Below are 25,065 nucleotides of genomic sequence, written 5' to 3'. Positions count from 1 at the left end.
GTTCAAATATTCAGAGGATCCAGCTATGAGTAGCGGACGTATCGTTCAAATCATCGGCGCCGTTATCGACGTGGAATTTCCACGCGACAGCGTACCGAGCATCTACAACGCGCTGAAAGTAGTGAGCGCGGCTGAAACCACCCTGGAAGTTCAGCAGCAGCTGGGCGATGGCGTGGTTCGTACCATTGCGATGGGTTCCACCGAAGGCTTGAAGCGCGGTCTGGAAGTCACTGACTCTGGCGCAGCCATCTCCGTACCAGTCGGTAAAGCGACCCTGGGCCGGATCATGGACGTCCTCGGTAACCCGATCGACGAAGCTGGCCCGATCGACACCGAAGAGCGCTGGGGCATTCACCGTCCTGCGCCAACCTTCGCTGAACAAGCGGGCGGCAACGACCTGCTGGAAACCGGCATCAAGGTTATCGACTTGGTTTGCCCGTTCGCCAAGGGCGGTAAAGTCGGTCTGTTCGGTGGTGCCGGTGTAGGCAAAACCGTAAACATGATGGAACTGATCCGTAACATCGCCATCGAGCACAGCGGTTATTCCGTGTTCGCCGGTGTGGGTGAGCGTACTCGTGAGGGTAACGACTTCTACCACGAGATGAAGGATTCCAACGTTCTGGACAAAGTGGCACTGGTTTACGGTCAGATGAACGAGCCGCCGGGTAACCGTCTGCGCGTAGCACTGACCGGCCTGACCATGGCCGAGAAGTTCCGTGACGAAGGTAACGACGTTCTGCTGTTCGTCGACAACATCTATCGTTACACCCTGGCCGGTACTGAAGTATCCGCACTGCTGGGCCGTATGCCTTCCGCAGTAGGTTACCAGCCGACCCTGGCCGAAGAGATGGGTACTCTGCAAGAGCGTATCACTTCGACCAAAAACGGTTCGATCACCTCGATCCAAGCGGTATACGTACCTGCGGATGACTTGACTGACCCGTCGCCAGCGACCACTTTCGCCCACTTGGACGCCACCGTCGTTCTGTCCCGTGACATCGCTTCCCTGGGTATCTACCCAGCGGTCGATCCACTCGACTCGACTTCGCGCCAGCTGGACCCGAACGTAATCGGCCAGGACCACTACGACACTGCTCGCGGTGTACAGTATGTTCTGCAGCGTTACAAAGAACTGAAGGACATCATTGCGATCCTGGGTATGGACGAGCTGTCGGAAACCGATAAGCAGTTGGTAAACCGTGCTCGTAAGATCCAGCGTTTCTTGTCGCAGCCGTTCTTCGTGGCTGAAGTCTTCACCGGTGCATCGGGTAAATACGTTTCCCTGAAAGACACCATTGCTGGCTTCAAAGGCATCCTCAACGGTGACTACGACCACCTGCCAGAACAAGCGTTCTACATGGTCGGCGGCATCGAAGAAGCGATCGAGAAAGCCAAGAAACTGTAATCCCGGCGCCCGGAAACGGGCGCTAATTTAGGTTGAGGCAATCAGATGGCTATGACAGTCCATTGCGATATCGTCAGCGCGGAAGGGGAAATCTTTTCCGGCCTGGTCGAGATGGTGATTGCGCACGGTGCACTGGGTGATCTTGGTATCGCCCTGGGTCACGCGCCGCTGATCACTAATCTCAAGCCGGGTCCGATCCGCCTGATCAAGCAGGGCGGGGAAGCCGAGGTGTTTTACATCTCGGGTGGTTTCCTCGAGGTTCAGCCGAACATGGTCAAGGTTCTTGCCGATACCGTGCAACGTGCTGCCGACCTGGATGAAGCCTCCGCTCAGGAAGCCGTTAAGGCTGCCGAGAAGGCCTTGCATGAACGTGGCGCAGAATTCGATTACGGTTCTGCTGCTGCACGTCTGGCCGAGGCGACAGCTCAGCTGCGCACCGTCCAGCAGATCCGCAAAAAGTTCGGCGGTTAATCCGTCATCGACTTGTTGCGCGATTGATTAAAAAGGGTAGCCTCGGCTACCCTTTTTTCTTTTTCGATTTTCATAACCTGGTCGCATCCGCTGACCACCCAGGATTGGTAGCCAGTCATGTCTCTAGAAATCGTTATTCTCGCTGCCGGCCAAGGCACTCGCATGCGTTCGGCACTGCCGAAAGTGCTGCACCCGATTGCCGGCAACTCGATGCTTGGCCATGTTATCCACAGCGCCCGCCAACTTGATCCACAGCGCATCCACGTGGTGATCGGCCATGGTGCCGAAGCCGTACGTGAGCGCCTGGCGGCAGACGACTTGAATTTCGTTCTTCAGGACAAACAATTGGGTACCGGTCATGCGGTGGCTCAGGCCGTGCCGTTCATTGAGTCCGATACCGTACTGATTCTCTACGGCGACGTGCCGCTGATTGAAGTCGACACCCTGCAACGCTTGCTCAAGAAAGTCGCGCCGCAGCAACTGGGCCTGTTGACTGTTGAGCTGGACGACCCGACCGGTTATGGCCGCATCGTCCGCGATGCCGCTGGCAAGGTCACGGCCATCGTTGAGCAGAAAGATGCCAACGAAGTCGAGCGTGCAATCACTGAAGGCAACACCGGGATTCTCGCCCTGCCTTTCGCCCAACTGGGTGGCTGGATGAGCCGTCTCTCCAACAACAATGCCCAAGGCGAGTATTACCTGACCGACGTGATCGCCATGGCGGTCAACGATGGTTTGGTCGTCGCCACCGAGCAGCCGCACGACGCCATGGAAGTGCAGGGCGCCAACGACCGCAAGCAACTTTCCGAACTCGAGCGTCACTATCAGTTGCGCGCCGGTCGCCGTTTGATGGCCCAGGGCGTAACCCTGCGCGATCCGGCCCGTTTCGATGTGCGCGGCGAAGTCACCGTCGGCCGCGATGTGCTGATCGACATCAACGTGATCCTCGAAGGCAACGTCGTCATCGAAGATGACGTGGTGATCGGCCCGAACTGTGTGATCAAGGACAGCACCTTGCGCAAAGGCGTGGTGATCAAGGCCAACAGCCATATCGAAGGTTCCATTCTGGGAGAAGGCAGCGATGCCGGCCCGTTTGCACGCCTGCGTCCGGGCACCGTGCTTGAGGCGCGCGCGCATGTGGGTAACTTCGTTGAACTGAAGAACGCGCATTTGGGCGAAGGCGCCAAGGCCGGTCATCTGACTTACCTGGGTGATGCCGAGGTCGGTGCGCGTACCAACATTGGCGCGGGCACCATCACCTGCAACTACGACGGCGCCAACAAGTGGAAAACCGTGCTGGGTGAAGACGTCTTCATCGGTTCCAACAACTCGTTGGTAGCGCCTGTGGATATCTCTTCCGGTGCGACCACGGCTGCTGGTTCGACCATTACGCAAAATGTGGATAACGCACAGTTGGCGGTAGGCCGGGCACGGCAGAAGAATATCGACGGTTGGAAGCGGCCGGAGAAGGTCAAGAAGAGCTGAGTTATCCACAGCCCTTCCAAACTAAAAAATCGTAGTCTGAGACAGGCCTTCAGAGCCCTAACCCCAGGCTGCGATTTTTTTGGTTATACACAGGCCTTTTTATCGCAACACGCTTGACGAACTTTCGCCGATAGGTTTTGATTGCTTCCGTTATCTTTCGAATCGAAACTTACTAGCCCATGTCGAAGCGCAATACACCCCAACGCCGCCACAATATCCTCACCTTGCTCAACGAGCAGGGCGAAGTCAGTGTGGATGAGCTAGCAAAGCGCTTCGAGACGTCGGAAGTTACGATTCGCAAGGATCTGGCGGCGCTCGAGAGTAATGGCCTGCTGCTACGTCGTTACGGCGGAGCGATCACCATGCCTCAGGAACTGGTGGCTGACATCGGCCAACCCGTCTCCAAATACAAACAAGCCATTGCTCGCGTCGCCGTCACGCGGATTCGCGAGCATGCGCGGATCATTATCGACAGCGGCAGTACCACGGCGGCCATGATTCCGGAACTCGGTCAGCAACCGGGACTTGTGGTGATGACCAACTCGTTGCACGTGGCCAATGCCTTGAGCGAGCTCGAGCACGAACCGGTGCTGTTGATGACCGGTGGCACCTGGGACCCGCATTCGGAGTCCTTTCAGGGGCAGGTCGCTGAGCAGGTACTACGCTCTTACGACTTTGATCAGTTGTTTATCGGTGCCGATGGCATCGATCTCGTCCGCGGTACCACCACCTTCAACGAATTGCTGGGGCTCAGCCGGGTCATGGCCGAAGTCGCCCGTGAAGTCGTCGTGATGGTGGAGGCCGACAAGATCGGCCGCAAAATCCCCAACCTGGAACTGCCCTGGAGCAGCGTCCATACCCTTATTACCGATGATCGCTTGCCGCTGGAGGCACGCGATCAGATTCAGGCCCGCGGCATCAATTTGATTTGCGCGGCTGTCAGTCAGGAGAAATAGCATGTGTGGAATTGTCGGCGCAGTCGCAGAACGTAACATCACCGCCATCTTGCTCGAAGGCCTCAAGCGCCTGGAATACCGTGGCTATGACAGCGCCGGTGTGGCGGTCTTCACCAACGACGAAAAACTCGAGCGCATGCGTCGCCCGGGTAAGGTCAGCGAGCTGGAAAACGCGCTCGAAGCCGAGCCTCTGGTCGGTCGCCTCGGCATCGCCCACACCCGTTGGGCCACACACGGCGCACCGTGCGAGCGCAACGCCCACCCGCATTTCTCCGGCGACCTGGCTGTGGTGCACAACGGCATCATCGAAAACCACGAAGCCTTGCGAGAGCAGCTGAAAGCCCTGGGTTACGTGTTCACCTCGGATACCGACACCGAAGTCATCGCTCACTTGCTGAACCACAAACTCAAGGATTTGCCCGACCTGACCGCGGCCCTCAAAACCACCGTCAAAGAGTTGCACGGTGCTTACGGCCTGGCGGTCATCAGCGCCAAGCAGCCGGATCGCCTGGTCGCCGCTCGCAGTGGCAGCCCGTTGGTGATTGGTCTGGGCCTGGGTGAAAACTTCCTCGCTTCCGATCAACTGGCCCTGCGTCAGGTCACTGACCGTTTCATGTACCTGGAAGAAGGTGATATCGCCGAGATTCGCCGCGACAGCGTGCATATCTGGGACGTTGACGGCAAAGCTGTCGAGCGCGAAACCGTGCAGTACCGCGACGGTGCCGAAGCCGCCGACAAGGGCGAGTTCCGCCACTTCATGCTCAAGGAGATCCATGAGCAACCGTCTGTTGTTCAGCGCACCCTCGAAGGTCGTCTGAGCCCGAACGGCGTGTTGGTACAGGCATTCGGTCCACAGGCTGCCGAACTGTTCGCCAAAGTGCGCAACGTGCAGATCGTTGCCTGCGGCACCAGCTATCACGCCGGGATGGTGGCCCGTTATTGGCTCGAAGAACTGGCCGGAATCCCGTGCCAGGTCGAAGTTGCCAGCGAATTCCGCTACCGCAAAGTCGTGGTGCAACCCGACACGCTGTTCGTGACCATTTCCCAGTCTGGCGAAACCGCCGACACTTTGGCTGCCCTGCGTAACGCCAAGGAGCTTTCAAGAGAAGAAGGGGGCTACCTCGCAAGCCTGGCGATCTGCAACGTCGGCATCAGTTCGCTGGTGCGTGAATCCGACCTGACCCTGCTGACCCAGGCCGGTCGCGAAATCGGCGTGGCCTCGACCAAAGCCTTCACCACTCAACTGGTAGGCCTGCTGTTGCTGACCCTGTCCTTGGGTCAGGTTCGCGGCACCTTGGCCAAGGGCGTAGAAGCCACATTGGTTGAAGAACTGCGTCGTCTGCCAACCCGCTTGGGCGAAGCCCTGGCCATGGACAGCACCGTAGAGAAAATCGCCGAGCTGTTCGCCGAGAAAAACCACACGCTGTTCCTCGGCCGTGGTGCGCAATTCCCGGTAGCGATGGAAGGCGCCCTGAAACTCAAGGAAATCTCCTATATCCACGCCGAAGCCTACCCGGCTGGCGAACTGAAACACGGCCCGTTGGCGCTTGTGGATAACGACATGCCCGTGGTTACCGTGGCGCCAAACAACGAGCTGCTGGAGAAGTTGAAATCCAATCTCCAGGAAGTCCGCGCCCGTGGCGGCCAACTGATCGTCTTCGCCGACGAACGCTCTGGCATGACCAATGGTGAAGGCACGCACGTTGTGCACATGCCGCACATCCACGACATTCTGTCGCCGATCCTCTACACCATCCCGCTACAGTTGCTGTCGTACTACGTTGCTGTGCTCAAAGGCACGGACGTTGACCAGCCGCGTAACCTGGCGAAGTCGGTGACGGTGGAATAAGTCGAAAGACGCAGGGGCACGAACCGTGCCCCTGTTTTTCTATTTATGCACTCAAACGCTGTAGAAAAATCCCCGAAAAAATCCGCGAAATACCCCCGTAATAAACAAACTGGAAAACGCTGAAAGCCAGATAAAACGTCAGTGCGCAAACGCCTCAGGGTATTTGGCCAGGTAGGCATCATTGAGCTGCGTATCCGGAGAACGCATGAAAGTTTTGAAATCGGGTACCAGAAAAACCAGCAGAGACAACAGCAGAACCATCACGCCCAGCAGCGTGATTGTCATTGCGATTCCTAGATAGGCAATCAGGGTGTTCATCGCAAAACTGCCCAAGGGGCTGGCCGCCGCAGACAAAAATGAAACTGTGGCAAAAATCCGGTTGCGATGGAGCTTGGGCGTCGCAAGCAACCTCACTGCGCAGGTGGGGATGTTGATCAACATCAGGCCTATGCCGCCGCAGAAAAAGGCCACGGGAACTATGATCGAGGATGAAACGGTGCCGACCACCACCAGGTTGCACCCCAGTAATGCAAAACCTGCGGACACACACATGTCCCGGGGGACACGGTCGGATAACCAGCCGATGATCTTGTAACTGCCCGCCAGAATGCCCAGTCCGAAGCAAGAATCCAGAAGACCAATGTAAGTGACCGGGTACTGAACCACGTCCTTTACGTACAGTGGAATCAGGATGGTGAAGAACGGAAACAGGGCGAAGTTGATAAGCATCGCAATGATGGCCAGGTAAAATTCGACTTTCACTCTGTAAACAACTTTGAAGCCGGAATAAATCATGCTGAAGCCGCTGGCTTTCAAGGCTTTTTCGCCTTGTCCAGTGGCACCGATGCGGCTCGGGATGGTCGCGATCAGTGCCCCGGCGATGAGAATTGCAAAAAAATCGGCAGCGAAGGCGAATGTGATACCGAACTTATAAATCAACCCGCTGGCCAGTACCGGTCCCAGCAGAATCGAAAAGGACGACATCACGCTTTTGGTCCGAAAGGCCAGGGAGACTTTATCGTCGTCTGCGAACAGTGGAATGATCGACGCTTGGAGAGGGTCGCGCACGCCGACAATCGCACTGCTGATTATCATCAGCGCGCCCACCGTCCAGGGGTTGAATGCCCCCATGGCGGACAGCACCACCATCAGTAGCGCCGTCAGCAGGCTGATCCATGAGGCCAGCTTGATGATCAGGATTTTGTTGTACTTATCCCCCAGCCATCCCAACAGGGGTTTGGCTAATACCTCCGCCGCAATGGAACAGGCAATCATGTTGGCGAAATAGAGCGCAGAGCCTGTTTCCTGCAAGGCCCACCACGCCACCGCCAGTTGATTGCACCGTCCCCCCAGAACCATCAGCAAAAAGCTGAATTGCACTTTCAACAGACGCCGGTCGATGCCGGGAAATCCCCACGTAATACCTGAAAAATTTGGAGTCATTGATATGCCTTTGATCCAGATAGGGGTTACTGCAAGAGCAGGGGCGATAAAGAAACTACGATCTGTTGTTCATCAGGGTAGATCGCCAGATATCGTTCGATCCCACCCTCAAGGCTATAGAGTTCTGCTTCCTGGTTGACGCTGAATCAGAATTAACCTGTAAGAAGCTGCCGCAGCGCCGATCTTTTGATTTTTAATGAGGACACACCCATGGACCGATTCCAGGAAATGCAGGTCTTCGCCGCCGTCGCCAAGGCGCAAGGTTTCTCGGCGGCGGCGCGAAGCCTGGGGATGTCGGCGGCGAGCGTCACCCGGGCCGTCGCGGCGCTGGAGCAGCGCATTGGCACGCAGTTGATCACCCGGACGACCCGCAGCGTGCATTTGAGCGAAGCGGGGCAGCGTTATCTGGAGGATTGTCGGAGGATTCTTGTCGAGGTGCAGGAAGCAGAGGATTCGGCGGCGGGCAGTCACGCACAACCCCGTGGGCAACTGACGATTACGGCGCCGGTGTTGTTCGGTGAGCTGTTCGTCACGCCGGCCATGGTCGGTTATCTCACCCAATTTCCTGAAGTCAGCATCAATGCCTTATTGGTCGACCGAGTCGTGAGCATGGTTGAAGAGGGCATTGATGTGGCGGTGCGAATCGGTGAGCTGCCTGACAGCAATCAACACGCGATTCGCGTGGGCGAGGTGCGGCGAGTGATCTGTGCGTCCCCGGCGTTTTTGACGGCCCGTGGCAGGCCACTGCACCCGAATGAGCTCAGCGGTGCCCCGATTATCGCGACGTCGTCCATCGGGCAGCTCAGAGCCTGGCCATTTCTTGAAGCGGGCGAGCCGTTGAGTGTTCGCCCGGAGCCGCGTCTTGTGGTCACCGCCAATCAGGCTGCGATCACGGCGGCCTCCATGGGCCTGGGATTCACCCGGGTCCTGTCTTATCAAGTGGCGAGCAAGGTAGCCGCCGGAGAACTGGAAGTCGTGCTGGCTGACTTCGAACAGCCTCCACTGCCCATTCATGTGGTCTACCAAGGGGGCCGCAAGGCACCAGTGCGAGTCCGTAGTTTTGTCGACTTCGCGGTGAAGACGTTAAGGGAGCATCCAGCCCTGAGCCGTTAGTTGGTTATTGCGCTGGATGAAACAATGGATTGCGTTTGCTGGTTATTCTGTTGTTTTGGTTGAGAGTGGAAGATAGCGGCCATCGGTGCTGATCTTTCCTGATCGGCGCCACCACCCAATGGAGTCGACCATGCAAGCGATCAAACTCTACAACTTCCCACGCTCTGGCCATGCTCACCGTGTGGAGCTGATGCTCTCCCTGCTGCAATTGCCGACCGAGCTGATCTTTGTCGATCTGGCCAAGGGGGCGCACAAGCAGCCGGATTACCTGGCGATCAACCCGATGGGTCAGGTACCTGCCATTGATGACCAAGGTGTCGTGTTGGCCGACTCCAATGCGATCCTGGTGTATTTGGCGCAGAAGTATGGCAACGGTCGCTGGCTACCGACTGATCCTGTCGGCGCCGCCAAGGTTCAGCGCTGGTTATCGATTGCTGCCGGGCCGATTGCCTTTGGTGTGGCCAGAGCCAGGTTGATCACCGTGTTCGGCGCGTCCTACAACGCTGAAGAGGTGATCGCCAATTCCCACGCCTTGCTGAAAATCATCGATCAGGAACTGTCCGACACGCCGTATCTGGTTGGGACCGAGCCGACCATCGCCGATGTCTCGGCCTACAGTTACATCGCCCATGCGCCGGAAGGTAATGTCTCGCTCGACGACTACACCAATATCCGCGCCTGGCTGGCGCGCATCGAAGCCTTGCCAGGGTTTGTCGGCATGCCGCGGACCGTCGCAGGCCTGCAAAAAACTGCCTGATGCTCACGGCCCGATTCAGTCGGGCCGTTCACGATGCGCAATGGGCGCAGGGGAGAAGTCGTTATGGAACATTCACCTTGGCACGCTGGCGAGAAACAGTTGCAGGCTCATGTGGGTGTTGCCGAGCGAATGGAGGCGTTCGGACGTAAGGTGATTCGCAGTCAGATGCCGGATCAACACCGCACGTTCTATCAGCAACTGCCGTTCATGCTGTACGGCGCCGTTGATGCCGATGGCAACCCCTGGGCGAGCATTCTTGAAGGGGAACCGGGCTTCGCTCATTCCCCCGACCCATCGCTGTTGCAGTTCGACCACCTGCCGCGTGCCGATGACCCCGCACAACTGCAGGACGGTGCTGCCATCGGTCTGCTCGGTATTGAGTTGCACACGCGGCGTCGCAATCGCCTCAATGGCCGAGTCAGTGCCGTTACGGCCAGCGGATTCGGCGTGACGGTGGAGCAATCGTTCGGCAACTGCCCGCAGTACATTCAATTGCGCCAGTTTCGCTCGGTGCCCTTGGCGGACCCAGCGAATCGCGTTGCACAGCACCTGACGGAACTGGATGACACGGCCAGGGCCATGATCGTCGAGGCGGACACGTTCTTTGTCGCCAGCTATGTGGACGTCGATGGCCAACGTTCGGTGGATGTTTCTCACCGGGGAGGCCAGGCCGGTTTCGTACAAGTGGAAGGTAATCGCCTGACGATCCCGGACTTCGCCGGCAACCTGCATTTCAATACGCTGGGCAATCTGCTGATCAATCCCCGCGCCGGTTTGTTGTTCATCGATTTCAATTCAGGCGACCTGCTGCACCTCAGCGGGCGCACTGAAATCATCCTCGACGGCCCGCTAATCGAAGCCTTTCAAGGTGCCGAGCGACTGTGGACCTTTGAGGTCGAGCACGTGGTGCGCCGTCCTGCGGCACTGGCCTTGCGCTGGCGCTTTGACGGCGTGTCGCCCACCAGTCTGTTGACCGGCACCTGGGCGCAGGCCAATGCACGCCTGCAAGCGAAGGCCTTGGGCGATCACTGGCGGTCGCTGCGGGTGACGCGCATCGAACAGGAAAGCCAAGGCATCCGTTCGATTTATTTAGAGCCTGCCGATGGCGCCGGGTTGCCGGTGTTTCAGGCCGGGCAACATTTGCCTTTGCGGTTCAACATTGACGGTGACGTGCATATCCGCACGTACAGCCTGTCGAGTGCGCCGTCCGATGACTTTTTCCGTATCAGCGTGAAGCGTGACGGGTTGGTGTCATCCCACCTGCATGAGCGGATTCGTGTCGGTGATGTGCTGGAAGCCCGTGCGCCCCAAGGGCATTTCACGGTGGCACCGCATGAGCGGCGACCGCTGGTGTTGCTGGCGGCTGGCGTGGGCATCACGCCGCTGCTGTCGATGGTGCGCGAGGTGGTTTATCAAGGCTTGCGCACGCGGAGCATCCGCCCGACCTGGTTCATCCAGAGCTCGCGAACCCTGGCCGATCAACCGTTTCGCCCTGAGCTGAACCGCTTGCTGGACGGGCTCGGTGACGCGGTGCGAGTCCTGCGTTTGCTCAGTCAGCCGGAGCCCGAGGCGCGCGAAGGTGAAGATTTCGACCTGACCGGGCGCATCGACGCCGACCTGCTCAAGAACATGCTGGAGGTGGAAGACTACGATCAGCTGGATTTCGTCCTCTGCGGTCCCGGCGCATTTACCCAGGCGATTTACGACAGCCTGCGTGACATGGATATCCGCGATTCAAGAATTCACGCCGAGACCTTTGGTCCGTCGACGTTGCGCCGGGTACTCGATCCGGATGCGGTGGTCATCGAGCAACCACCGGCCGCCACGACGTCGGTACCGGTGGTGTTCGAGCGCTCAGCCAAAGAAGCGCGCTGGAAACCCGATAGCGGCAGTTTGCTGGAGTTGGCTGAAAGCCGTGGCTTGCGCCCGGAATTCAGTTGCCGTGGCGGTTCCTGCGGGACCTGCAAGACGCGCCTGATCAGCGGCGAAGTAACTTATCCACAGATGCCGGCAGAAATCCCGGGTGCAGGTGAGGTGCTGATCTGTTGTGCAGTGCCGGCTCAGGGATCGCAGCCGTTGGTGCTGGATCTGTAACCGCTGGTCCTGCGGCTGAACCCCTGTGGGAGCCGGGCTTGCCCGCGATGACGGGTTAACATTCAACATTCATGTTGACTGACACGCCGCCATCGCGGGGAAGCCCGGCTCCTACAGAAAAGCATTTACGCGTAGGACAGGGACTTTTCTTCAAGTAGCTCTTCGTACAACTCGGTCCACTTGCGGCCCATGTCGTCAGCGGTGAATAACTGCCGATAACGCGCCTCAGCCTTGACGCCCATTTCTGCCGCCCGCGTCGGGTTTTCCCACAGCGTGCGCATCGCTTCACGAAACGCCTGTGGATGACTGGGAGGCACCACCAGCCCGGTTTCATTGTGAATATTGATGTAGCTGGTGCCGGTGCCGATCTCGCTGGAGATCATCGGTTTGCCGTACATTGCCCCTTCCAGCAGTGAAATGCCGAACGCTTCGGAGCGTAGGTGCGACGGGAACACGATGGCGTAGCTCAGCTCCAGCAGCGCCACTTTATCTTCGTCCCCCAGACGCCCGAGGAAGTGAATATTGCGCAGCCCCAAGGCCATCGCCTGAGCGTGAAGCTCTGCTTCCAGAGGACCGGCCCCGACAATCACCGTGGGGTAATCCAGGTCCTTCAAGGCGTCGAGCAGGATGTGCAAACCCTTGTAATAACGCATCACACCAACAAACAGAAAAAACTTATCCCCAAGCTTCTGCCGCCAATGCGCCATCCGCTCATTGTCGGCCTGTGGATAACCGGCCTTGTTCAGGCCGTAGGGAATCACTCGGGTCTTGTCTTGAAACTGTTGCAACACATCGCTGGTGTGCAAATAGTTCGGCGAGGCGGCGACGATTCTGTCGGCGCTGGCCAGAAAGCGGTTCATCAGCGGCCGGTAGAGTTTGAGCAGGTGTTTCTGGCGAATGATGTCCGAGTGGTACGTCACCACGCTCGGTTTGTTCATGCCGCTGGCGAAATGCACCAGGTCCATGAACGGCCATGGGAAGTGGTAATTGACCACGTCGGCTTCTGCCGCCAACTCACGAAACTGTTTGAAGACACTCCAGGAAAAACCCGTTGAAGCGAATTGGATATCGAGTCTGGCCCGATGGACTTCGTGTTGGCCGAGCTTTACCACCGGTGGTGTCGGATCGGCACTGAGCGTCAGCACCTGGCCTTCAACACCGTGCTGGGCGCCGCTTTCGCACAACTGGAAGATCACTTGTTCGATCCCGCCGACCGAATCCGGCAAGTACGTCTTGAAAAAATGAAGAACTCGCATTCAACCTCCCATGACCTGGCGGTAGGCGCGTGCCGTGACCTGCGCACAACGCTCCCAGGTAAAAAGCCTTGCCTGAAGTAATCCTGCGTCCGTGCATGTCTGCCAATGCGCTTGATCTTCGATCAGACGGTTCATGGCATCACGCAAGCCCTCGGGTTCGTCAGGTTCAATATAGTTGCCCGCAGCGCCTGCCACCTCGGGCATGGCCGAACGCCGGGTCAGAATGACGGGTGTGCCGCAGGCCATGGCTTCCAGCACCGGGAGGCCGAAGCCTTCGTAGAGCGATGGGAAAATCAACGCCCGAGCGCCGGCCAACAGCTGCGCGACTTGCTCGTCGGGAAGGTAACCCAGCAAACAGACGTGACCGCTGGCCAGGGCCTGCTGCAGTTCTTCGCTGAACTGTTCGCGTTGCCAGCCAGCCATGCCGACGATCAGCAGCGGAAAACGCTGGCGCACAGCTTCCGGCAATAAAGCGTGGGCGCGCAGGGCCAAGGTCAGGTTCTTGCGCGGCTCCAGGGTGCCGACGCAGAGAAAATATTCTCGCGCTTCGACACCATGAGCCTTGAGCACGGCGTCGATGGCCTCGGGCGCCCGCGGGTGGAATCGCGCCGCTACGCCCAGTGGTGCAACGACAAATCGCTCGGCCGGTAACCCGAAATGTGCCTGGGCTTCGTCAGCAATGTACTGCGAGTCAGTGAGAATCAGGTTCGCCTGGCGCACGCCGTCGGCCAGCCGCCGTTCGATTTCCCGCAAGCGTGCGGGCGGCTGTGTGTCGGGATAATGCAGGTGAGTCAGGTCATGCAAGGTGATGACTGTCGGGCCATCGAACGACAGTGGCCACAAGCTCGGCTCGTGGTAGAGGTCGATGGAATGCGCACGGCCTTGATCGAAACGCTTTTGCTCCAGCCAGCGCCGGGCCTGATAGGCCCCCGGAATTTGTCGCAGCAACGGTGTCAGTCGCGAATAACCGGGCATGGCCGCTTCCGGCAGCGTCGAACTCCAGCCCCAGCCATGAAACAGCGCCAGTTCAATATCCGGCTCTGCGGCAAGGGCGTTCGCCAGTTCGGCGACGTAGTGGCCGATGCCGGTGCGCGGTGCCTGGAGGATCCGGGCATTAAGGGCAATTCGCATGTTGCCTCTCTGGCATGACCGGCGCTTCTACAAGATTGCGCAGGGTTCGTTCGGCCAGTTGCGCACTGGCTTCACGCCAGCCGATCCAGCGCCAGTCCGCGACGTCACGGGTGGCCGGGAACTGACCGCTGCGCTCGAAACCCACGACCAGATCAGCGAGGCTTTGTGGCTCGGCCAGATCGAAATACGCCATGAAGTCGCCGCCGATTTCGCGAAAGACCGGAATATCGCTGCCCATCGCCGGCAGTCCGCGCTGCATGGCTTCCACCAGCGGCAGGCCGAAGCCTTCGACATAGGACGGAAACACCAGCGAGCGAGCATGGCTGTAAGCGTGTTCGAGGCTGGTGTCGCTCAGGTCGTTGAACATGAACAGACGCTGATTCAGTTGCGGGTGATTGCGTACCCGGGCGAGCAGTGCGTCGCACTTCCAGCCGATTCGACCGGCAATGCACAACCGGGCTTTGGAACCCGCCGCCCAGGCCCGTTCGAAGGCGTCCAGCAGGTAATCATGGTTCTTGCGCGGCTCGATGGTACTGACCATCAAGAACACCGGCTCCGGCGCCTCGAACAGCTTGGAAAGGCGCGGCTCTACGGCGGCGGTGGCTTCGCTGAGGTCGAGTTCGGAGCCGAGGTGGAAATAATCAAACCACAATTCATTGGCCTTGGCCGGACCGAGGCGGCGCTGCAATTCCTCGCGTACCTGATCACGCACGGTGGCAGAAATCGCCACGTAGCCATCGGCCGTTCGGGTGATCCAGTCGAACCACTCGTTGAAAACCTGCACCAGCCGGGTGTCGTAGAACTGCGGATGCGTCACGGGAATCAGGTCGTAGATCACTGAAACGATGCCCACGCCGTCGCGTTTGAGCTGTTCGGCAAACGGGAAAAAGTCGGTGTGCCAGGACGAATCCAGCAACACCAGTTGATCCCCCGCCTGATGCTGCAACGGCGTGCAGCGTTTGGGCAGTTGATACTGGTTGATGCCATCGATTATCCGCAGCGGAAAACTGAAGCAGGTGATTGCCGTCACCCGGTAGGCCACGTGCAGCAATCGCTTGATCACTCGTGAGTTGCTGTGGTTGTGCAGGCGTTGATGCAGTTGCCAGAAACGGTGCGCCAGGCGTCCCAGCCGTCCACCGAAGATCATCAGGTGATCGAAAAACGGGATGTTCAGCGCGCCGAGCATCAACACTCGATAGAGTTTGCCCTCGAGCATCACCACCGGGATGCATTCGACACCCTCGACCGATTCAGGCAGTTGGTTGATGACGTTACGCACCACGCGCTGAATACCCGAGTTGACCTTGGGGTGCTGGAAGACGTGGGTGCATTCGACCAGAAGGCGCGTCATGGTGTGTTTTCCAACATCAGCAGGGCACCGAACAACGAATTGCGGGAACGCGCCTGGAATTCTCGCTTGACGCTACCGAGGATGAACCCTCGATAGCCCCACAGCGCGCGGTACAAAGAAAGCAGCATTCAAACCGTCCTGCCGTATTGGTCTTCGAAGCGAACGATATCGTCCTCTCCCAGGTATTCGCCGCTTTGCACTTCGATGATCACCAGGTCGATTACGCCGGGGTTTTCCAGGCGATGCCGGTGGCCAGCGGCAATGAACGTGGATTCGTTCTTCGCGACCAGATGAGTACCGGTGCCGTTGTTGGTGACCTTGGCCATGCCTTCGACCACGACCCAATGCTCATTGCGATGGTGGTGCATTTGCAGCGACAACTTACCACCGGGCTTGACCACGATGCGTTTGATTTTGAAGCGCGGGCCTTCTTCGAGCACGGTGTAGGTGCCCCAAGGCCGGCTGACCGTACGGTGCAGGCGATAGGCTTCGTGCTTCTTGTCCTTGAGCTGCTTGGCCACCCGACGCACGTCCTGCGCGCGATCGGCATGGGCGACCAACACGGCGTCGGCGGTGTCGATGATGATCAGGTTATCCACACCCACGGCTGCTACCAGCCGGTCTTCGCTCTGGACGAAGTTGTTGTGGCTGTCGACGAACACGGCATCGCCGCTGGCGCGATTGTTCTGTGCATCGGCCGGCACCAGCGCGGCCACTGCGCCCCAGGAACCGATGTCGCTCCAGTCGAATTGGGCGGGCACCACGACCACTTTGTCCGAGCGCTCCATCAAGGCGTAGTCGATGGAAATGTCGGTGATCTCGGCGAACAGCGTCGGGGACAATTCCTGTTGCAGGCAGCCGACGGTTTCCACCGGGCTGCTGGCCGTCATGCAGATTCTCGTCTGCTCAAGTAACTCGGGGGCATGGATCTGCAATTCGGCCAACACGGTGCCGATCGAGAAGCAGAACATCCCGGAGTTCCACAGGAAATTGCCGCTCTCCAGGTAATGCGTCGCGGTCTGCAAATCAGGCTTTTCGACGAAACGCTGCACCTTGGCCGCGCCTTTTCCGTCCAGCGCAGCGCCGGTTTCGATGTAGCCGAAACCGGTATCCGGCGCGGTCGGCACCACGCCGAAGGTCACCAGGAAACCATCCTTGGCCAGCGCCACGGCGTGTTCCACGGCGGTCTTTAACGCATCTTCGTTGAGGATCAAATGGTCGGCGGGCATCACCAACATGATCGCGTCATCGCCGTGCAGCGCTTGCAGCGACAGCGCTGCCGCCGCAATGGCCGGGGCGGTGTTGCGGCCCGTCGGTTCCAGCATGAAGTGCCCGCGATGACGGCTGAGCTGCGCCTCGTGATAGTGATCCTTGCTCTGGAAGTAGTAGTCGCGGTTGGTCACCGTGACGATATCGCCCCGGCCATCGAGCAGGCCGGCGGCCCGCCGATAGGTCTTGCCCAGCAGCGACTGGCCGTCGGGCAGGGTCATGAACGGCTTGGGATGGCCCTCGCGGGACACCGGCCACAAGCGAGTACCGGCACCGCCGGAGAGAATCACAGGAATCAGCATGGCCTACTCCTTGGCGACGCGTTTCATGTCCGCATCCATCATCATGCGGATCAAGGTATCCAGATCGGTCTTCGGCTTCCAGCCCAGCACGCGCTGGGCTTTGGCCGGGTTGCCCAGCAATACTTCCACTTCGGCCGGGCGGAAAAACGCCGGGTCGATTTTTACAAAGTCGCGGTAGTTCAGGTCGACGTGTTCGAAGGCGATCCGGCACATCTCGCGCACGGTGGTGGTGATGCCGGTGGCAACCACAAAGTCATCGGGCTTGTCCTGTTGCAGCATCAGCCACATGGCTTCGACGTAGTCGCCGGCAAACCCCCAGTCACGTTTCGCATCGATGTTGCCCAGCAGAAGTTCCTGTTGTTTGCCCTGCTTGATACGGGAGGCTGCGTCGGTAACTTTACGGGTCACGAACTCGATGCCACGCAGGGGGGATTCGTGGTTGAACAGGATCCCGCTGCTGGCGTGCAGGTTGAAGCTTTCGCGGTAGTTCACGGTGATCCAGTGGCCATACAGCTTGGCCACGCCGTACGGGCTACGCGGATAGAACGGGGTGTTCTCGTCCTGTTGCTCGGCCTGGATCAGGCCAAACATTTCGCTGGTGGACGCCTGGTAAAAACGCGTGTGCGGACTGAATTGGCGAATGGCTTCGAGCAGGTGAGTCACGCCCAGACCGTCGACGATGCCGGTGGTGACCGGTTGGTCCCAGGAGGCGGCGACGAAACTTTGCGCGGCCAGGTTATAGACTTCGTCCGGGGCCGACTTGATGACCGCGCGCTGCACCGAGCAGGCATCGGCCATGTCGCCATCCAGGTAAACGATGTCGCCCTCGACGCCCATCTCACGCAGGCGCCAGCGCGAATCGCTGCTGCGCCGCGCCACCAGACCGTGGACTTTATACCCCTTGTCGAGCAGCAGTTTGGCCAGATACGCGCCGTCCTGGCCGGTGATCCCTGTGATCAGTGCACTTTTAGTCATTCTTGTCGTACTCGCTTCTCCCAGTCGGACAGGATCGCCCGCAGGGATTGTTGTGTTGTGATTTGCGGCGTCCATCCTGTGGTCTGGGCGAGCTTGGCATGGCTGCCACAAACGCGACGCTGATCCGCGCGACGAAGGCGCGCGGGGTCTTGAATCAATTGCATGTCGACCTGGGCGAGGTCCCCCAATTGTTCGATCAAACTGCGAATGCTCTGCTCGTGCCCCGAGCAGATGTTGTAGACCTGTCCCGGCACGCCCTTCTCCAGCAGCGCCAGGTAGGCCGAAATCACGTCGTCAACGTCGAGGAAGTCGCGCGTGACGTCGATGTCACCGACTTCCAGTTGCGGCGCTTGCAGGCCTTGTTTGATTCGGTTGATTTGCCGCGCAGCGCTGGCAATCACAAAGCTTTCGTTCTGGCCGGTGCCAATATGGTTGAACGGGCGGGCGACCATGACCGGCCAGCCTTCGCTCAGGCCCCATTGCAGGCTGAGGAATTCCGCCGACAGTTTGCTCACGGCATAAGGATTGCGCGGGCAGGGTGGCTGGTGTTCGGTGATGGGCAGATCGGTTTCGGTGACCTGACCGTAGACGTCGCCAGAGCTGACGTACAGAAACGTACCGCTGAAGCCGCGGGCCTTCAGCGCTTGCAGCAGGTTCAGGGTGCCGAGCAGGTTGATGCTGAGCGTGCGCGCCGGATCGCGGAAGGCTTCGGGCACGAACGTCTGGCCGGCCAGGTGAATGACCGCGTCGGGCATCTCGGACCACAGGCCTTCGAGGCTGCCGGGCTCAGCAAGATCGTAACGGGAATTGGCAGGCAGAAGCGCCCATTCCGAGGCATCAGCGTTCAGGCGAGATTGGATGTGTTGCCCGACGAATCCACTGAGACCCGTCACGAACAGACGCTTTTTCAAACAGAGGCCCCTTGGTCATTCATTTCGTCCGTTTCCCCACAGGCTTTAAGGAGATGTCTGACAGACCGAGTGGATTTGTTGGTCGAAAGACAGGCGAAATATTTTGTTGTAGTTGTTTGGTAGCCAATCTGTGCCAATTGCTCGGCAATTTCAACAGGTCCAACCGTGACCGGTCAGTTCTCGTTAGCGTAGCCTGAATTATTCTCGCCGGGCGGTTCACGAATCCTCGGCGGATGTGTTTAGAATGCCCCTCGTCACGATTATCCAGCGTTCGTGCGGGTTGTTCCCGGACCCTACGAAGCTGACCATTAAAACAAGAACGTAGACGAGCAAAAAGACGATGGACGATGACCGGCAAACACCGGCTCTCCGTTTGCTTTGCCGTCATAGAGTGGGGCCGCCGGGATGGCGGTTTCATCGTGGGATGCCATGAATTTCATTCTTTACTCGGACGTCAACGACAGCTCCATCAGCCAGAGTCTCGGTCGTCCCGAATACAGTTACTACTTCGTTCTCAAGGCGTATCGCCCAGTGCTCGAAAGCCTTGGGCGCGTGCATGTGGTGACCGCCACCGCCGAGGTCGATCCCCTCTACAAAAAACTGTTGGCCGCTGGCGAGGACAGTCTGTTCCTGTCTTTTACGCCGCCACAGAAAACCCCGAACGACCTTGAGTGCCCGACGATCTGTGTGGTGGCCTGGGAGTTCGACTCGATTCCCGATGAACAGTGGGACAACGACCCGCGTCAGGACTGGACACAGATGCTCGCGCGCCAGGGCCGGGTGATCACGCTTTCCAGTCATACCGCCCGGGCAATTCGTCGATCCATGGGTGAAGACTTCCCGGTGCTGGTGTTGCCGACACCGTTGTGGGAAAACTTTGCGGCCATCCGCAGTCAGCACACCAGCGTCCCGGTGAATGCCGGTTCGATGCTGGACATCAAGGGCTGCATTTTCGATACGCGTACCCTCGGGCTCAGCGCCGATGCGCTGATTCCCGTGGTGCCGACCGCCGAGGAGCTGGCCGCGCGCGAGGCTGAGCTGGAGGCGTTGAAGCCACCACCACTGACACTGAAACGCCGCTTCGTGATTGCCCGCCATTTCCTGCACATGTGGCGCCGGGACATGGGCAAAACGTTGCCGGTTCCGGTGCATCGCACGCACTTTCTGAGGCAGTGGTACTTGGAAGGCATTCGCGATTTGCTCTCGGACGCGGCACATGCGCGTCTCGCCGAATACCTGCCAGCCATCGCCGGCCCGCAAACGGTGGAGGTGCCAGAGCCTGAGCCGCGCCAATGGCCAGACACCTCTTCATTGGTTGAAACCACGGTGGACGGTGTGGTCTATGTCACCGTGTTCAACCCACGTGACGGGCGCAAGAACTGGCATCAATTGATCACTGCGTTTTGCTGGGCCTTTCGCGAAACGTCCGACGCCACGCTGGTGCTGAAAATTACCCAAAGCGACCTGTCGTCCTATTACGACGAGTTGATGACCTTGCTCGCGCAGCTCTCGCCATTCGCCTGTCGGGTGGTGGTGATGCATGGTTACCTGGACGATCCGCAATACGCCCGGCTTTATGCAGCCGCCAGTTACTACGTCAATGCCTCGCGCTGCGAAGGGCTGTGCCTGCCGCTGATGGAGTTCATGGCCAGCGGTAAACCGGTGATCGCCCCGGACCACACGGCCATGGAGGACTACATCGATGAGCGCGTGGCGTTTGTGGTCAAGTCCAGCGAAGAGCTGACCATCTGGCCGCAGGACACCCGGATCATTTACCGTACCCTGCGCTATCGACCGGACTGGGGTTCACTAAAAACCGCCTATGAAAACAGCTACCGGATAGCCAAGGCGCAGCCGCAGGACTATCAGCGCATGTCCCTCGCCGCCGTCGAGCGCATGCACGACTACTGCGCTTTCTCCCCGGTGCAAAAGCGCCTGGCGGATTTTTTCGGGCTGGCGCCACAGGCTTTGCCGGCAGCGACTGCAACGGATAACGCCGCATGCTGATCATCATTCATTCGGAAACCAACCAGCACACCATCGCCCAGAACCTGGGCCGTGCGGAATACAGCTACTACTTCGTGCTCAAGGAATACCGCCCCGTGCTGGAGCGGCTGGGGCGAGTGGTGGAAGTCCGTGATCCGCAGACCGAAGTCGATGCCTTGTACCGGGAGTGCCTGTCCCGAGGCGAAGACTGCGTGTTCCTGTCGTTCTCGCCACCTCATCGCACGCCGGTCAATCTTGCTTGCCCGACGCTGCCGGTGTTCGCCTGGGAATTCAGCACTATCCCCAACGAACCCTTTGCCGGTGACCCGCTCAATGACTGGCGCACGGTGTTGCGGGCAGCGGGTGCGGCGATTACTCATTCCAGCTACACCGTGACGGCGGTGCGCGAGGCGATGGGAGCCGACTACCCGATCGTCGCGGTGCCGGCCCCAGTGTGGGACAGGTTTTGCGAGCGCGGTGCGCAATTGCAGCGTCAGCCCCTGGCCAGTCAGGTGCGATTGAAGATCAAAGGATTGCTGGCAGACAGCCGCGAACTCGACTTGCGGGCCTTCGGGCCTGCGTCATCGCGCGAAGGCGTGGGCATCGACTTCGAAGCCCCGCCGAGTGATCACGAGCTGGTCCTCGACGGGGTGATCTACACCTCGGTGTTCAACCCCGGCGACGGGCGCAAGAACTGGGAAGACATGCTCAGCGCTTTTTGCGTGACGTTCCGCGAGGTGGACGACGCGACGCTGGTGCTCAAATTGACTCACCACGATGCCGAAGCCGCGCTGACCGACATCCTTCACCACTTGTACAAAAACCAGTCTTATCGCTGCCGCATCGTGCTGATTCACGGCTACCTGGCGGATGCCGACTACGAGCGTCTGGTGCAGGCGACGAGTTACGTGGTCAACACGTCCTACGGCGAAGGCCAGTGCTTGCCGCTGATGGAATTCATGTCCTGCGGCAAACCGGCCGTGGCGCCACGGACCACAGCAATGATCGATTACCTGGATGCCGATAATGCGTTTCTCATCGACTCCACGGATGAACTGACCGCTTGGCCCCACGACCCGCGCCGGGCGTTCCGGACGTTGCGTTACGTGACCAACTGGGCGTCATTGTGCAGCGCTTACCGGACAAGCTACGACGTGGCCATGAACGACCCCGAACGTTACGCGCAGATGTCCACTCACGCCGTGGCCAGCCTGGAAAAATTCTGCAGCCAGGCCACTGCCGAGCAGCGCCTGACGGCCTTTTTTGCCCGGCTACTCGAAACCCGCGCCGCGGAAACCCTCGAGGCATGATCCGCGCATTGGTCAGACGTTTCTTTCCTGAAGCGAAGCCAGAACCCGCGCCGCTGCCGGTTGAGCCCACCCGGGTGTCGCCAAGAGACGTGGGCTTGCACGATGCAATTCATGACGGATGGTTTTCGGGTGACAGCGGCGAATTGCTCAAGGGGTTCGCCATTACCGCCGACGACACTTTGCTGGATGTCGGCTGTGGCGAAGGGGTCGCGACGTTGTTCGCGGTGCGCCAGGGCGCGTCGGTAATCTTCACCGACAGCGAGCACGACAAGGTCCGCGACCTGGCGCGGCAGGTGGAAGCGCAGTCGGATAAAGCCAATCTCGGTCTGGTCAGCAACAGCCTGCCCTTACCGCTGGCAGACGGTTGTGCGAGCAAGGTCGTGTGCATGGAAGTGCTGGAGCATATCGATCAACCCGAGCCGTTCATGGCCGAGTTGGTGCGCATGGGCCGGCCCGGCGCGTTGTATCTGCTCAGCGTTCCAGCGCCGGTGGGCGAACATTTGCAAAAGGGCATCGCCCCGACGAGCTACTTCCAATCGCCCAATCACGTACAGATTTTCACCGAGGAACGCTTCGCCGCACTGGTGGAGGACGCTGGGCTGGTGATTGAGCATCGCCAGGCCACCGGGTTTTTCTGGGTGATGGGCATGATCTTTTTCTGGGCCAGTGAGCGCGCTGCCGGTCGGGATTTGGGCGGCGCGGTGCGTGACCGCATCCAGGCACCGTACCCGCCACTGATGGAGAGCTGGGCAAAAACCTGGCAGGACCTGCTGGCGCAACCCGACGGCCTGGCGATCAAGCAGATGCTCGATCAGTTCATGCCCAAGAGTCAGGTGATCATCGCGCGCAAACCGATGGATGCCGATGCAGCGTCCAGGAGGACGGCATGAGTACTGACAGACGGATCATGGACATCGAGTTGTTGCGCGGCATTGCGGTACTCGGCGTGCTGTTTCATCACCTGCAAGACAGCCTCTTTGCCGCCTCGGTGCCGTTGCTGCACACCATCACCGCGTTCGGCCAGCCGTGGTGGGGCGTCGATCTGTTTTTCGCGATCTCGGGATTTGTCATCGCGCGCAGTTTGATTCCGGCGTTGCAGGGTTGTAGCACCCGTCAGGAGTACTGGCAGCAGACGCGTAATTTCTGGCTGCGCCGGGCCTTTCGATTGTTGCCTTCGGCCTGGTTGTGGCTGGCGCTGATGTTGCTGGCGTGTCTCTTTCTAAACCGCTCCGGCGCGTTCGGTACGCTGCACGCCAACGTACAGGCAACGCTGGCCGGTGTGGCGCAATACGCCAACTTCCGCTTCGCCGACAGCTTCTATCACTACGAATACGGCACCAGTTTTGTGTACTGGAGCCTGTCATTGGAAGAGCAGTTCTACCTGCTGTTTCCGCTGCTGATCCTGGTCTGCCGCAAGCACCTGGTCTGGGCCTTGCTGGCGCTGGTCGCGGTGCAATTGTTCACGTTGCGCACGCCGATCCTGATGGTGGTTCGCACCGATGCGCTGGCCCTCGGCGTGTTGTTGGCAATGTGGAGTGCGCAACCTTCGTACCTGCGTTGGGAACCGACGTTTTTGCGTCGCCCATGGGCCGGAGTTTCGGCGCTGATTGTGCTATCGCTGGCGCTCAGTTTCATGGCGACTGATCGCTTCACGTTCACTCAATACCGCATCGGTGTGATTGCCGTGTTGTGCGCGGTGCTGGTTTGGGTCGCGTCCTACAACCGTGATTATCTGTTGCCTCGTGGCCTGCTGAAGAATCTGATGACCTGGGTCGGTAGCCGCTCCTACGGGATTTACCTGATCCACATTCCGGCCTACTTGCTGGTGCGCGAATTCACCTTTCGTTTACAGGCTGCCGGCCTGCCCAGTCCGGCAGGCCATCCGATCCTGACGTTGCTGATGGCTGGTGGCCTGATCGTGCTGCTGAGTGAACTCAACTACCGCTACATCGAAATGCCCATGCGCAACCGCGGCGCCTCGCTGGTCAAACGCCTGAGCCCGTCCCGAACAGCCGTCCCATCCTCTGGAGCTACCTCATGCTGAGACTTTTGAAGAAACTCACGGCGGGCGCGCCCGCTCCCGCGACGCCTGCGGCAGACAAGGTCGAGAAAGTCGACCCGTACATGCTCGGCCTGCACGACGCGATGCTCAGTGGCTGGTTCAATCAGCAAACCGGCGAGCTGTTCACCGGTTTTCCAGTGAGAGCCGAAGACACGCTGCTGGACGTGGGCTGTGGTGACGGCGGCAACGTGCATTTCTGCGGCATGCGCGGGGCGAAGATCATCATCGCCGACATCGACGCGGCCAAGGTCGAAGCCACCCGTCAGCGCCTGGGTGACACGCCGGCACGCGACATCGAATGCCACGTCACCGACTGCAATCCGCTGCCGATTGCCGACGCCACGGCCACCCGCGTGGTGTCCACCGAAGTCATCGAGCATGTGGACGATCCGGCGCAGTTCCTCAGCGAACTGGTGCGAGTCGGCAAGCCGGGCGCGCTGTATTTGCTCAGCGTTCCGCACCCGAGCTCCGAAGACCTGCAAAAGGACATCGCCGCACCGGAGTATTTCCAGAAACCCAACCACATTCGCATCATCAGCGAAGAGCAGTTCAAGGCGATGGTCAGCGACGCCGGCCTGGAAGTGCTCAGCCACAGCCAGTACGGGTTTTACTGGTCGATGTGGATGTTGTTGTTCTGGGAAGCCAAGGTCGACTTCAGCAATGCCGACCACCCATTGCTCAACCACTGGGCCGACACCTGGCAGGCCGTTCTGGCTTCCCCTCGCGGTGCGCAGATCAAACAGGCGCTGGACGCCGTCGTGGCGAAAAGTCAGGTGATCATTGCCCGCAAGCCTATGGCTGATTAATCAATACCTGGAAGATTCCCTGTGGCGAGGGAGCTTGCTCCCGCTGGACTGCGCAGCAGCCCCAAGTAGGCAACCCTCGATCTTTCAGACTCACCTCATGCACAGGTTTAAGGCGGCTGCGCAGCCTAGCGGG

General features: G+C 59.3%; 20 protein-coding genes and 1 pseudogene. 13 read left to right on the top strand and 8 right to left on the bottom strand.

What is annotated here, in order from left to right; genetic code table 11:
• The first annotated feature begins 25 nt into the window (after positions 1 to 25).
• The 5 genes from atpD to glmS all read left to right on the top strand — a co-directional run bounded on the left by atpD (position 26) and on the right by glmS (position 6,166).
• A complete protein-coding gene (gene atpD, locus EAH78_RS02670; RefSeq protein ID WP_140665206.1) occupies positions 26 to 1,405 on the top strand; it encodes a F0F1 ATP synthase subunit beta in 1,380 nt (459 codons plus the stop codon).
• Between the two features lie 45 nt (positions 1,406 to 1,450).
• Positions 1,451 to 1,876, top strand: a complete 426-nt coding sequence (locus EAH78_RS02665; RefSeq protein WP_140665201.1) for a F0F1 ATP synthase subunit epsilon — start codon at positions 1,451 to 1,453, stop codon at positions 1,874 to 1,876.
• Between the two features lie 117 nt (positions 1,877 to 1,993).
• On the top strand, positions 1,994 to 3,361 hold the full coding sequence (gene glmU, locus EAH78_RS02660; protein WP_140665195.1) for a bifunctional UDP-N-acetylglucosamine diphosphorylase/glucosamine-1-phosphate N-acetyltransferase GlmU: 1,368 nt from the start codon (positions 1,994 to 1,996) through the stop codon (positions 3,359 to 3,361).
• 179 nt (positions 3,362 to 3,540) lie between these two features.
• Entirely contained in the window at positions 3,541 to 4,317 is a 777-nt protein-coding gene (locus tag EAH78_RS02655; protein WP_140665192.1) for a DeoR/GlpR family DNA-binding transcription regulator, read from the top strand.
• Between the two features lies 1 nt (position 4,318).
• Positions 4,319 to 6,166, top strand: a complete 1,848-nt coding sequence (gene glmS / locus EAH78_RS02650; RefSeq protein ID WP_140665188.1) for a glutamine--fructose-6-phosphate transaminase (isomerizing) — start codon at positions 4,319 to 4,321, stop codon at positions 6,164 to 6,166.
• A gap of 138 nt (positions 6,167 to 6,304) precedes the next feature.
• On the opposite strand, the gene EAH78_RS02645 is transcribed toward glmS, so the two are convergent.
• Positions 6,305 to 7,609, bottom strand: coding sequence for an MFS transporter (locus EAH78_RS02645; protein WP_140665183.1), 1,305 nt, complete (start codon positions 7,607 to 7,609; stop codon positions 6,305 to 6,307).
• Between the two features lie 210 nt (positions 7,610 to 7,819).
• On the opposite strand from EAH78_RS02645, the gene EAH78_RS02640 reads away from it, so the two are divergent.
• The 3 genes from EAH78_RS02640 to EAH78_RS02630 all read left to right on the top strand — a co-directional run bounded on the left by EAH78_RS02640 (position 7,820) and on the right by EAH78_RS02630 (position 11,573).
• Positions 7,820 to 8,722 carry a LysR family transcriptional regulator gene (locus tag EAH78_RS02640; protein WP_140665179.1) on the top strand — a complete coding sequence of 301 codons (903 nt, stop codon included), beginning with the start codon at positions 7,820 to 7,822 and terminating at the stop codon, positions 8,720 to 8,722.
• A 130-nt stretch (positions 8,723 to 8,852) separates the two neighbouring features.
• Positions 8,853 to 9,479 (top strand): glutathione S-transferase family protein, encoded by a 627-nt coding sequence (locus tag EAH78_RS02635; RefSeq protein ID WP_140665176.1) that lies wholly within the window; start codon positions 8,853 to 8,855, stop codon positions 9,477 to 9,479.
• A 63-nt stretch (positions 9,480 to 9,542) separates the two neighbouring features.
• Positions 9,543 to 11,573 (top strand): pyridoxamine 5'-phosphate oxidase family protein, encoded by a 2,031-nt coding sequence (locus EAH78_RS02630; RefSeq protein WP_140665171.1) that lies wholly within the window; start codon positions 9,543 to 9,545, stop codon positions 11,571 to 11,573.
• 125 nt (positions 11,574 to 11,698) lie between these two features.
• Here the strand turns inward: EAH78_RS02630 and EAH78_RS02625 are convergent, their stop codons facing one another.
• The 7 genes and pseudogenes from EAH78_RS02625 to EAH78_RS02595 form a co-directional block, all read right to left on the bottom strand.
• Complete coding sequence (locus EAH78_RS02625) at positions 11,699 to 12,829, bottom strand: glycosyltransferase family 4 protein (protein WP_140665168.1); 1,131 nt, start codon at positions 12,827 to 12,829, stop codon at positions 11,699 to 11,701.
• Complete coding sequence (locus EAH78_RS02620; protein WP_140665164.1) at positions 12,830 to 13,960, bottom strand: glycosyltransferase family 4 protein; 1,131 nt, start codon at positions 13,958 to 13,960, stop codon at positions 12,830 to 12,832.
• Positions 13,944 to 15,311, bottom strand: coding sequence for a glycosyltransferase family 4 protein (locus EAH78_RS02615; protein WP_140665159.1), 1,368 nt, complete (start codon positions 15,309 to 15,311; stop codon positions 13,944 to 13,946). Before EAH78_RS02615 ends, EAH78_RS02620 begins: the two co-directional genes overlap by 17 nt.
• Before the next feature lie 5 nt (positions 15,312 to 15,316).
• A pseudogene (locus EAH78_RS02610) lies at positions 15,317 to 15,439 on the bottom strand (ABC transporter permease); the annotation flags it as partial.
• Positions 15,440 to 16,882 carry a mannose-1-phosphate guanylyltransferase/mannose-6-phosphate isomerase gene (locus EAH78_RS02605; RefSeq protein ID WP_140665155.1) on the bottom strand — a complete coding sequence of 481 codons (1,443 nt, stop codon included), beginning with the start codon at positions 16,880 to 16,882 and terminating at the stop codon, positions 15,440 to 15,442.
• A 3-nt stretch (positions 16,883 to 16,885) separates the two neighbouring features.
• Positions 16,886 to 17,857: a GDP-mannose 4,6-dehydratase gene (gmd, locus tag EAH78_RS02600; RefSeq protein WP_140665150.1), complete on the bottom strand. Its 972-nt coding sequence runs from the start codon at positions 17,855 to 17,857 to the stop codon at positions 16,886 to 16,888.
• Positions 17,854 to 18,768, bottom strand: coding sequence for a GDP-mannose 4,6-dehydratase (locus EAH78_RS02595; RefSeq protein ID WP_140665147.1), 915 nt, complete (start codon positions 18,766 to 18,768; stop codon positions 17,854 to 17,856). The genes gmd and EAH78_RS02595 overlap by 4 nt, the downstream gene beginning before the upstream one ends.
• Before the next feature lie 429 nt (positions 18,769 to 19,197).
• Here EAH78_RS02595 and EAH78_RS02590 point away from each other — a divergent pair, with 429 nt between their 5' ends.
• From EAH78_RS02590 to EAH78_RS02570, 5 genes are read left to right on the top strand one after another with little or no spacing between them, the layout of a single operon-like run.
• On the top strand, positions 19,198 to 20,775 hold the full coding sequence (locus tag EAH78_RS02590) for a glycosyltransferase (RefSeq protein ID WP_240051838.1): 1,578 nt from the start codon (positions 19,198 to 19,200) through the stop codon (positions 20,773 to 20,775).
• A complete protein-coding gene (locus tag EAH78_RS02585; protein WP_140665136.1) occupies positions 20,769 to 22,064 on the top strand; it encodes a glycosyltransferase in 1,296 nt (431 codons plus the stop codon). The genes EAH78_RS02590 and EAH78_RS02585 overlap by 7 nt, the downstream gene beginning before the upstream one ends.
• Positions 22,061 to 22,954, top strand: a complete 894-nt coding sequence (locus EAH78_RS02580) for a class I SAM-dependent methyltransferase (protein WP_140665132.1) — start codon at positions 22,061 to 22,063, stop codon at positions 22,952 to 22,954. The genes EAH78_RS02585 and EAH78_RS02580 overlap by 4 nt, the downstream gene beginning before the upstream one ends.
• Positions 22,951 to 24,108, top strand: a complete 1,158-nt coding sequence (locus EAH78_RS02575; RefSeq protein WP_140665127.1) for an acyltransferase family protein — start codon at positions 22,951 to 22,953, stop codon at positions 24,106 to 24,108. Before EAH78_RS02580 ends, EAH78_RS02575 begins: the two co-directional genes overlap by 4 nt.
• Positions 24,102 to 24,932 (top strand): class I SAM-dependent methyltransferase, encoded by an 831-nt coding sequence (locus tag EAH78_RS02570; RefSeq protein WP_140665122.1) that lies wholly within the window; start codon positions 24,102 to 24,104, stop codon positions 24,930 to 24,932. The genes EAH78_RS02575 and EAH78_RS02570 overlap by 7 nt, the downstream gene beginning before the upstream one ends.
• Positions 24,933 to 25,065 lie beyond the last annotated feature (133 nt).

Source organism: Pseudomonas arsenicoxydans, assembly GCF_006438915.1.
GTDB classification, from domain to species: Bacteria; Pseudomonadota; Gammaproteobacteria; order Pseudomonadales; family Pseudomonadaceae; genus Aquipseudomonas; species Aquipseudomonas arsenicoxydans_A.
This window is presented reverse-complemented; position numbering and strand designations above follow the sequence as displayed.